This window comes from Solibacillus sp. R5-41, from assembly GCF_002736105.1.
Classification (GTDB): Bacteria; Bacillota; Bacilli; order Bacillales_A; family Planococcaceae; genus Solibacillus.
Map to the genome: position 1 here is coordinate 1,586,416 of NZ_CP024123.1, position 11,148 is coordinate 1,597,563.

Annotated in this window: 7 protein-coding genes and 2 pseudogenes; 6 read left to right on the top strand and 3 right to left on the bottom strand. The window is 37.0% G+C overall.

The features are described from left to right. Positions 1–552 precede the first annotated feature (552 nt). Together CSE16_RS07405 and CSE16_RS21770 are read left to right on the top strand one after the other, a co-directional pair. Complete coding sequence (locus CSE16_RS07405; protein WP_099423316.1) at positions 553–2,604, top strand: GAF domain-containing sensor histidine kinase; 2,052 nt, start codon at positions 553–555, stop codon at positions 2,602–2,604. A 20-nt stretch (positions 2,605–2,624) separates the two neighbouring features. Beyond that, positions 2,625–2,771 (top strand): Dph6-related ATP pyrophosphatase, encoded by a 147-nt coding sequence (locus CSE16_RS21770; protein WP_253896193.1) that lies wholly within the window; start codon positions 2,625–2,627, stop codon positions 2,769–2,771. Between the two features lie 173 nt (positions 2,772–2,944). Here the strand turns inward: CSE16_RS21770 and CSE16_RS07415 are convergent, their stop codons facing one another. Together CSE16_RS07415 and CSE16_RS07420 are read right to left on the bottom strand one after the other, a co-directional pair. Beyond that, a complete protein-coding gene (locus CSE16_RS07415) occupies positions 2,945–4,111 on the bottom strand; it encodes a solute carrier family 23 protein (RefSeq protein WP_099423317.1) in 1,167 nt (388 codons plus the stop codon). 374 nt (positions 4,112–4,485) lie between these two features. Continuing rightward, complete coding sequence (locus CSE16_RS07420; protein ID WP_099423318.1) at positions 4,486–6,087, bottom strand: glycosyl hydrolase family 18 protein; 1,602 nt, start codon at positions 6,085–6,087, stop codon at positions 4,486–4,488. Between the two features lie 226 nt (positions 6,088–6,313). On the opposite strand from CSE16_RS07420, the pseudogene CSE16_RS07425 reads away from it, so the two are divergent. From CSE16_RS07425 to CSE16_RS07440, 4 genes and pseudogenes are all read left to right on the top strand, one after another. Then, positions 6,314–6,606: pseudogene (locus CSE16_RS07425) on the top strand (alpha/beta hydrolase); the annotation flags it as partial. A 448-nt stretch (positions 6,607–7,054) separates the two neighbouring features. Further along, positions 7,055–7,918, top strand: coding sequence for an iron uptake system protein EfeO (gene efeO / locus CSE16_RS07430; RefSeq protein WP_099423319.1), 864 nt, complete (start codon positions 7,055–7,057; stop codon positions 7,916–7,918). A gap of 6 nt (positions 7,919–7,924) precedes the next feature. Further along, on the top strand, positions 7,925–9,184 hold the full coding sequence (gene efeB / locus CSE16_RS07435) for an iron uptake transporter deferrochelatase/peroxidase subunit (protein ID WP_099423320.1): 1,260 nt from the start codon (positions 7,925–7,927) through the stop codon (positions 9,182–9,184). Then, positions 9,159–10,880 (top strand): FTR1 family iron permease, encoded by a 1,722-nt coding sequence (locus CSE16_RS07440; protein ID WP_099423321.1) that lies wholly within the window; start codon positions 9,159–9,161, stop codon positions 10,878–10,880. The genes efeB and CSE16_RS07440 overlap by 26 nt, the downstream gene beginning before the upstream one ends. Before the next feature lie 81 nt (positions 10,881–10,961). On the opposite strand, the pseudogene CSE16_RS21775 reads toward CSE16_RS07440, so the two are convergent. Beyond that, positions 10,962–11,081 (bottom strand): annotated as a pseudogene (locus CSE16_RS21775) (transposase); the annotation flags it as partial. Between the last annotated feature and the right edge of the window lie 67 nt (positions 11,082–11,148).

The window sequence follows — 11,148 nt, forward strand, 5'->3', positions numbered from 1 at the left end:
TTAAAATAATTTAAGACTATTATTGTTACTTACCAACCGATTGTTCATAATGATGGAAGAACGATACTGCGTTTACGCAGTGATATTGGTGGAACTCCGCATCTGTTTTGGCTATTGTTAAGTTGTTGCCACGCAGTAATTTAATAGCTTCTGCTTGTGTTATTTACTTGTTGTAATGCATCGACACCAGAATATGAGCGAAGTTGCAACTTGGTAGTTTACGTTCTTTACCCAAGAAGGATAGAGTAACTAAAACAACCTAGGTAAACACAGTAATTCCAGAATGATTATCTCTAATTTATCAAGGCTTTAAGCAATCTGTTTTATTAATTGTGAATACTGTGCTTGTATAAAATATAGATTAGAGTTAGGATGGTCGAAGAAAAAATAACACAATTTAGTGTTAGTTTCGGTAAACCTCATCATAAGTATTAGAGGTTTTCCATGTATAATAGCATATAGAAATAATATTAAGTAAACTAATCTTGAACTAGACTGTTAGCTAAAAAATATATTTATAATTTTAGTTGGCTTAGAATGGAGACCATGTGAATGTTAAGTGAACAGACGAGATATTCTAGGCTCGCGAGTATAACCAAAGTAATTAATACAAAGTTAGAAATACGTGAAGTTTTCCAGCGTGTAACGCAGGCAATATCCGAGGAAATCGTGCAATGTAACTCGGTTGGTATTTATTTACCCGAAAAAGATGGCACATTTAGGGGATTTGTAGGAAAACCAGAAGATATGAATGGCATAACGCTCGATACACAGGTAATTGATCTTGAAACAGACTTACTTGCCAAAGAAGTCATTGAAACTAAAAAAACTGTCTATATCTCTGATACCTCAAAGGATAATCGGCCGGACCTGAGATCGGTAGAAGCCTTCAAAATTAAATCCTTATTAGCACTGCCTATCTTATATGAACAAGAGATATTTGGTTTAGTTTTCTTATTTGATTATGGAACGCCGATGGATTTAACAGTGTCGGAAATTCAAAGTGTTGAAGCATATGTGAATATGGCTGCAGTTGCAATTCAAAACGCAAATAATTTAATGCAAAAGGAAAACCTTATAGCAGAAAAACAGTTGTTACTCGATGTTACACGTGATTTATCGATGTGTTCCTCGGTGCAGGAAAGTCTTGACAAATGTTTTTACTACCTAGGAAAGATTTTAGATAGCAAAAAAAGTGCGGCGCATATCCTGGATCCGTTGGCGAAAAATACTACCACATACATGAAGTTAAATAAAGATTGTGAGTGGACAGAAGCGACTTGGATGGAGAATCTTAAAAGCATAAGTTTAAACCAAAGCTACGAAGCTATGATTCAACAGGTTATTAAAACAAAAAGTATAATCCTCACTCCAAATATAGATAGTATGAGTCTACTTATGATTCCACTGGTTTCAATGGGGGAAGTATTAGGTGTTATAACGGTTGTCAATTTAGGAGGGGAAGCTTGTAATTACCATGAATCTCAAATTCAATTAGCAAAATCAATAGTTGATGCCACAGCCCCTACGTTTTCAAACTTGTTATATATGGACCAACTTGAAAATATGGTAGAAGAGCGAACAAGGGAACTAGCTACTGCTAATGAAAATGTTACAAGTGTTATTGAAAGTATAACGGATGGATTCTTTGCATTGAACAAAAAGTGGGAATTTCTTTACATAAATAAATATCAATATTTGCCGCAAAGGAAAACGGCAAAAGATGTATTAGGTCGGAATATATGGGGAATTTTCCCTGAATGTATAGGCTCGGTCATGTATAAGGAATTTCATCGTGCGATGTCAGAGCGAATAGCAGTACATTTCGAAATGACCTCAGCCTATAATGATTATTGTTACGAAGTAGTTGCTTATCCGTATGATGAGGGTATCTGCTGCCTATTAAAAAATATAACCGAAAAAAAGAAATATGAGAAGGAATTGAAAAGATTATCAAACCTAGACTTAATAGGTCAGATGGCAGCAGGTATTAGCCATGAGATTCGAAATCCCATGACAACAGTACGAGGATTTTTGCAACTATTAAGTAACGAGAGCGAATTCGAAAAACATAATGATTACTTTAGCGTAATGATCGAAGAACTTGACCGTGCCAATTCTATTATTACTGAATTTCTTTCTATAGGTAATACAAAGACATCCGATTTACAGATGTTAGATTTAAATTCTATTATTCGAGATATTACTCCTTTAATAAAGATAGATACATTTAATCAAAACAAATTTATTCAATTTAATCTGAAAGACATTCCAGATTTACTTTTAAATCGTAACGAAATACGACAATTGATAATAAATCTATACCGTAATGGCTTAGAAGCAATGAGCACAGGTAAGGTACTATTCATCAGTACATACAAGGAAGATGAAAATTGTGTAGTTCTTGCAATACGGGATGAAGGAGAAGGTATCAGTCCTGCAATAGTAGAGAAAGTGGGTACTCCATTTTATACGACTAAAGATAATGGCACTGGCTTAGGGCTGGGCATATGCTATGCCATAGCTGCACGTCATAATGCAAAAATTGAAATTCAAACAGGATCTGAAGGAACAACTTTTCTTATAAAATTTACTTATAGATGAAAAAGTGAAACTCTACTTTAGTGTTGAATATTAGCAAGATATGCAACCTTTTTTACGTACATAACTTTTTTGTTAATAAGGTATTTAAAGAAAGGGGTATCGACCCTTGTGGTGAAGCAGGAGAGTTCCATACTACAGTTATAAGTGGGCCACTTTTTAAACAATAGTTAAAGGTTAAAAATGGAAAGGCTACGTCAAAAGGGGACTATATGTATCTATCATTAGAACGGTGAACCGTAATAAAAGTAAGTGCGGTTTTAAATGCTTTGCCTTTGCCCGATAGCATACTTAAAATAAAAGGTCGTTCCACTCAAAAGTTGTGTGGAACGACCTTTTCATATTAACTTTCATTCTTTGTCGTAAAATCAGGTACGAGCCAGTAAATGAGCAATCCAGCAATTGTCGCGTAGGCGATACCATGAGCATATCCAATTCCGATGATAAAGATAACTGCGACAATGACTAAATTTTTCATATTCGCCAGATTAACTTTTTCCTCAATGATATGACGGATTCCCATGCCTGCGATCATACCGAATAACAAGATACAGATGCCGCCCATCACGGCAACTGGAATGGATTGGATAGCAGCTCCAACTTTACCGAACAGACCTAGAATAATCGCAAGAACAGCAGCACCTTGAATGATTCTACTGGAAAATTGGCGTGTGATGGCTAAAACGCCGAGGTTTTCTGCGTAAGTCGTTTGTGCAGGCCCGCCGATGAAACCGGAGATTAATGTTGCAAGACCATTCCCCCATAGGATGCTTGAAAACCCAGGGTCCTTTGTGACGTCTTTACCTGTAATCTCTTTTAGTACAAACATATGTCCAAGGTCTTCGATGATTGTAACCAAGGCAATCGGCGCCATCCCGAGGATAACGACCCACGTGAATTCTGGCATTACGAATTGTGGAAGTGCAAACACTGGAGCATTGGCAATGGTACCAAAATCAACTAATCCACGCACCGCGGCATATATATAACCTACTCCAAGACCAATGATGAGCGGGAAAAGGCGGATCATCTTAGTACCTGCAAGCGTAGCAAAGATTGCTGCAAGAAGGCTGACGATAGCTACATCCCAATTGACAGCAGCCATGTTGGTCACCGCCGTGGTTGCAAGTGCAAGACCGATGATGCTTACAACTGGTCCAACAACAACTGGAGGAATTACTTTTCGGACTTTTTCAAAACCTACATATGAAATGATAATAGATACAATGGCATAAACAATGGAAACACTAATAAGTCCTGCAACCGCCTGACCGGGGGAATTTAACTCTCCTACATACAATGCTAGTGGAGCAATGAAAGCGAAAGATGAGCCTAAATAAGTGGGAACCTTTCCTCGGGTAATAAGATGGAAAATCAATGTTCCTACACCACTGGCAACAAGTGCACTTCCTGGATCAAGACCAGTTAGTGCTGGAACTAAAACGGTCGCACCAAACATCGCAAACAAATGCTGTAATGATAATGGTATCGCTTTCAAAAAACCGTTCAAATATGTCCCTCCCATTTACAAATTTTAATACATGATATTTCACCTATTCAATATTTAGAATAAAACTGAATAATATTTTGTGATTACTGTAAATGAAGATTTTGCAAGGAGGGTAAAATACAACTCCTCATCTTTACTAGGAAAATATACCCCTCATTTTAATACAATGCGGAGTAGCTTGGATGCTGGTAATCGCTTGATACACAAGCTTTGCTGTTTTTTGTGCACCTACACTATTGCCAACGATTGCGCGATTAAACAGATCGACAAATAGGCATTCGTTCTTCAATTAAAGCGGAAATTTAGCAAAAAACAGGGCTGATTCTACACGTTTCGTAGATCAAGCCCTGTTTTCATTTTACTTATTTCTTATTTTAATAGTTTTTGAAATCTGCACTTGCACGATTCACCATTGCTGCAATTTGCGCTCTTAGTACAAAATCATCAGGTGAAAAGCCACCGACTTCATTACCTTTTATAATTCCATTACTGCTTAGTTTTAAAATATCAGAATATGCCCAATGTCCTTTTGGTACATCATAAAAAGGGGACTCAATCGTATTGCTAGTTGGGTAATCGACTATTCTCGATAAAATTGCTGCCAATTGCGCTCTTGTAATACGTGTATTTGGCTCAAATACATGTGGATTTGTTCCATTTACAATATTATATTTATTTGCTAGTTCAATAGCTTGTTTTGCCCAGTGATTTGCAGGAACATCAGTAAAATAATTAGGGATCGCTTCATTTTTGGCATCTAAACCGATTGCTTTTATAAGAATTGTAACCGCTTGTGCTCTTGTTAAATTACCATTTGGGTCGAAATTGTATTCGTTTTTACCGTTAATCCATCCTTTATTAAAAAGAGACATGATATCTTTTTCAGCCCAATGATTTTCTGAATCAATAAAATGATGTTCTCCATTTGCCCAAGCCGAATAGAACTTCCAAATGCCGCTTGTTGCTTGATTTAAATCCCAACTACCAGAGCCTCTTAAATTGTACTTCTCTACTAATCTTAATTTATATTTTAAAGACAAATCATTTTCATACCAAATTGTGTAATTCCCTGGTACTAGTTTTTTTCCACCAATAGTAGTGGGGGAATCACTGCTTTTCACAGTAAATTTGGCATATGCTGATTTTTTGGCATTATCAAAATAAAATTTCCCATTATGGTTATTCACAATGCCTGCTATCGCTTTATTCGGAACACCATCCCCAACGACTGTCATGGCATCGTTCCAAATTCGACCATAAAAAGGAAGGCCTAGAACGATTTTTTTAGAATCAACACCTTGGTTTAATAAGGATTGAATCGATTTTTCAACAAAAGGTAAGCTAGCAACAGGACCTTCAGGACCGCCATTCCAGCTTTCATCATAGGCCATTACCATTAAGTAATCGCTGTATTCACTTAATTTTACATAATCATAAGACCCGTGCCATCCTGTTGTATAATTATTTGGGTTGGCTGCAACTGCGATAGATATAATCTTATCATTCGGCAATTTTTCATGTAATAAGCGAATGAAATCAGTAAATGCATCTTTATCTGTATAGTTTAAATTCTCTATATCTATGTCGATACCATCTAAATTATTTTTTATAATAGAATCGGCAATTTGAGAAGTTAATCTTTCTCTATTTTGCATTGCTATTTGAGCTAAATTTCGATCCCAATGGTTTGAAATGAATGGAACAACTTTTAACCCTCTTTTGTGTACTTGATCTATGAAACTTTTATCAATGGAAGATTTTAAACTACCGTCAGCGTTTAATTCATAGAATCCTGGCGTAACCGTATTGATTGCACCGTATGTTTTATCGATATTTTTTAAAGAGGTATTCGAATCTGCGCCATATAAATAAGACATATGGACGTCATCGATTGAGGCAACCGTACTAAGTGGAGCGGCGAATAATGTAGTGAACAGAATGGGTATGAGAAAATATTTATTTATTTTTTTTTTCATCTATAGTCTTCTTTCCTTATGAGAGTTTTAATCTATCTTATTATCTATTATTCGAGTCGACCATATCAATAATGAAAATATGGATTCGTTGAGTTATTTTGTAAGTATTTGATATTGAGCACTTCACGGGATAGTTATCTGAATGTTGAATCTCTAGTTTTATATAATGGAAGTAAAATATCGTATTTTTACAATCGATAAATCAGACCATTGAAGGAGGAGTTTTTTGGCTGAACAATATCCAATTTTGCAAGATGCAGAACCGTTTAATGCAGAAGGTAACAATGTAGGGATTTTAATTTCTCATGGTTTTACTGGATCACCGCAAAGCATGCGTCCTCTATGTGAAGCTTATGAGGCAGCCGGTTATTCTGTCTGTAGTCCGTTATTGAAAGGGCATAGCACGCATTATGAGGATATGGCCAAACAACCTATCAGGACTGGATTCATTCGATTGAAGTGGGCTATCAATGGCTTCAGGAACATTGCGATACCATTTTTGTCACAGGTCTTTCGATTTTTTGGCGTTTATTAAAAAGGTATTAACTTAAGTGTAAGCGTAACAAAAATCGCCATTCTTCTTTAATCAGAAGGGTGGCGAATTTTTTTCTATTTAATGCGATAATTTTCATTCAGAGACGGATAAAATCATGGAACTGTGTTTAGCAACATGAACTTAAATTCTTTGTGAAATAGAATTTGTTCACTTTCTCTGCAATAGTTTTAATTATATTAATATCAATCGTACATAAATATTACATGTATGGAAAATGAGAAAATTGGACACAAGCATTAATTTCTTACATTACAATCATTATATTGTAGAAAAAACACCATTTCTGCTATTTGTTAATAATTTTCAACTGCGAAATGACGTTTTTCTCTTTATATAGAAATTTATATTGCAATCATTCGTGATAATGATTATCATTCACAATATAAATAAATTCGGAAGTAGGTATATTACATGAAATATAAATCATTATTATCAGTATTAATCGCAGGTGGCATTTTAATGACAGGTTGTAGTAATACAGAAAAAGTAGAAAAAGACACGGCGCCAGTAACAGAGCAAGCAAAATTAGAGGAAGTGGATTTAACGAATGAACTAACAGCGTATAAAGATTTCGCATTAGAGCAAATGGATCAATTCCTAATGGAAACAGAAAACTTTGTTAATCTTTTCAAAGCAGGTGACATTGAAGGGGCAAAAGCAGCCTATGCACCAGCACGAATGTATTTCGAACGTTCTGAGCCTATTGCTGAGAGCTTCGGTGACCTAGACCCACGTATTGACGGACGTTTAGCAGATATTCAAGAAGAGGGTAAAGGCGAAGAAGAGTGGACGGGTTATCACAAATTAGAATTCGCACTTTGGGAAGAAAACACGACTTCTGGTTACGAAGCCATTGCTGACCAATTATTAGCAGATGCGAAAGAATTACATGCACTTGTTCAAACAGTAGAAGTTACGCCAGATTTGATGATTACAGGAGCAGTTGACTTACTAAATGAAGTATCAACTTCTAAAATTACGGGTGAAGAAGAAATTTATTCACATACTGACCTTTACGATTTTAAAGCAAATATTGAAGGAGCAGAAAAAATCTTTGAAATCCTTCGCTCGAAATTAGAAGCAAAAGATAAAGAGTTAGTAGCTACTTTAGATGAAAACTTCAAAGCAGTGGATGATTTACTAGCACTACATGCTACCGCTGAGGGTGGCTACATTTCTTATGAAGAGTTAACAGAAGAAAATACAAAAGCATTAGCAACAGCAGTAAATCAACTGGGTGAGCCATTAAGTCAAATGGGAATTATTTTGGAGTGATAAATAATGACAACGTCAAATGATGAAAAATGGTTTAATAAAAAAATTAATCGACGTGAAATGTTGAAACTAACTGGCATCGGGGCAGTTGGTGTTGCCATAGGTGCTTCTGGATTCGGTGGCGTCATTAATGCAATGGGTTACGATGTTTTCGAATCAGTTGCCGATAGTAAAACAGCTATCAATAAAGTAGATTTTTATGGCAAGCATCAATCGGGTATTAGCACTCCTGTCCAAACACATATTTATTTTGCTTCATTAAATGTCTTAGTGTCATCAAAAAATGATTTACAAGAGTTATTCAAAAAATGGACACCTCTTGTTGTACATTTAATGAATGGTGAATTAATGGTAGATTTGACGACAAATAAGAGAGTGCCAACTGGGGATACAGGAGAGGCGGAGGGATTGAATGCTTCGAATCTATCAATTACAATCGGTGTTGGACCCACACTTTTCGATAAGTTAGGGATGAAAAACTTAAAACCTGCTGAGCTAGCCGACTTACCGCACTTTCCGAAAGATCAATTGCAAGAGGAATTTACTGGTGGCGATATTTGCATACAAGCTTGTGCAGATGATCCGCAAGTGGCGTTCCATGCGGTACGTAATTTAGTTCGTGCTGCTTCAGGAAAAGTGGAGATTAAATGGTCGCAAGCTGGTTTTAACTCGTTCCCAGCAGCGGGGGGTACACCACGTAATTTATTCGCATTTAAGGATGGTACAGTGAATCCAGCAATTACAGATAAAAAAGATTTAAATGAGGTTGTATGGGTAGATAAAGGCTGGCTAAAAGGTGGCACATATTTAGTCGCTCGCAAAATTCAAATGCATTTGGAAACTTGGGATCGTACGTCGCTAAAAGATCAAGAAGCAACATTTGGGCGTTATCGTGATAGTGGTGCAGCATTTGGTAAAACGAAGGAATTTGATGATTTTGATGTCGAGGAGAAAGACGAACAAGGAGCATATATTATGCCAGATACCTCACATGTACATCTAGCACGTAAATCTAAGGCTCGCATGTTGCGACGTTCATATTCTTATGCATCAGGCGTGATGACAAAAACAGGGGCACATGATGCTGGTTTATTATTTGTATCATTCCAAAAAGATCCTGCGCAATTTACGACCGTGCAAAATAGCTTAGGCCGAATGGATAAAATGAATGAATATATTACCCATCGAGGTAGTGCGGTATTTGCATGCTTCCCTGGTGTGCAAAAGGGGAGTTATTTAGGTGAAGCACTTTTTAATACGCTGTAGTTTAGTTGTATCCTTGCTATTCGCACTGGTAGCCTTGCCAGTGCAAGCAGCTCAATCCTACAGTCACTTGTATATTTCTATTAGTGATGCACTCATGAGTACAAAGCAGGACAAGAATGCTGAGGCAGAGCAAGCACTGGAGCAATTTACGACAGACTGGGCTTTGATAACAACAAAAGAAATTGAAGCGAAAGAAAAGATTGATGAAGTTCTAGCACAAGCGTTGAAAGCAACGTCTAAGGAAGAGCGTTTAACAGCTTTGTCTGCTTTATCCAATGCACTACGTTCCTTAGAAAAACTTGAGAATCCAGTCGATGAAGTGGCGCAACGTACCGAATTCGGCACGAAGTTCAAGCCGATAATGGCAGAGTTCGAGGATGCGCTTGCAAGTGGTGATATGGTAGCAATCGAAGCTGCCTATAAAGAATTCAATATTAAATGGAATAAAAACGAGCGCCCTGTACGCGAGCAAAGCATACCGATGTACGGACAAATCGAAACGCAAATGGCATTCCTGCGAATCACAATTTCAGCAGAGACACCAGATTTGGCATTAATGCAAGCACAGTACGATGAATTGAAGCAAACGATTGAGGATTTTATTGCAGGCAAGGAAACAGCGGAAATCGTGGAGGGCGAGTATTCATTAGCAACCTTAATTGCTTATATTGATGAGGCAAATGATTTCATTGACACAGGTGATTACAAGGCAGCATCTGATAAACTACGTGAATTTATTACGATTTGGCCTAGTGTTGAGATAGAAATTTCGACGCGTAATAATAGTCTCTATAAGAAAATTGAAAGTGATATGCCGATACTTGTGAGTGATTTATTAAAGTCGGATGTTGACGTAGATTACATGCGAGATAAGTTAAATAACTTCCGCACAGAAATTGAGCTTATTCAAGGAGACAGTAATTATACGTTTTGGGATTCAGCGCTTATTTTATTGCGTGAGGGCTTAGAGGCTTTGCTCATTATATTAGCGTTAGTGTCCTTTTTAGAGATGGCGGGTCAAAAACAAATGCGCAAGTGGATTTATGTCGGTGCGTTTGTGGGAATTTTACTATCAGCGCTAGCAGCAGTGTTAATGTCGACAATATTCAATTCTGCGACAATTGATACGAACCGTGAAATCATGGAAGGCTATGTTGGACTACTTGCCGCTACGATGATGATTGGGGTCGGTGTTTGGCTCCATAGTAAATCGAGTGTAGCAAGCTGGAATCGTTATATTTCTAAACGAATGGGTTCTGCAATTTCAAGTGGCTCAGTAGTAGCAATGGCATCTGTCAGCTTCTTATCCGTTTTCCGTGAAGGGGCAGAAACGCTGGTGTTTTACGCAGGTATTGCACCAAAAATGGAGACATCTCAATTTGTATTGGGCATTATTATGGCATTAGCAATTTTGGCTGTGATTGCAGTCGTACTATTTAAAGCAAGCGGGAAAATTCCAATTCATAAATTTTTTGCTGTGGCAACAGTATTAATTTATGTGTTAGCATTCAAAATTATTGGTGTCAGCTTGCATACATTGCAACTAACAAACAAAATTCCTACATCAATCGTTGACGGCTTACCAGTTATCAGCTTTATTGGCTTCTATCCAACAGTAGAAACAATGATAGGACAAGCGATATTACTAGTGCTGGTTATGGTGACGATTTTTAATAAGAAGAAACAAGAGAAATAGTAAGGAGGCTGTGGTATTTTGCTGCAGCCTTTTTGTGTAATGTATCTTGAGTGAGACTAGTTTATGGCAATCGTTCGCAGGTATATTCTCATGAAGTAATTTTTCAATACCACGAGAAGAGTACACTTTTTGTGAATACCCGTAGAAAACCACTTTCGTCATCATTTTTGGATGGAAAGAGCTACGACCTCCACCTTTGTATAGTGAAAACAAGATTTGATCACGCGATACATACTCACTTGGAATGTTGTATTGAATATCAAAAAGG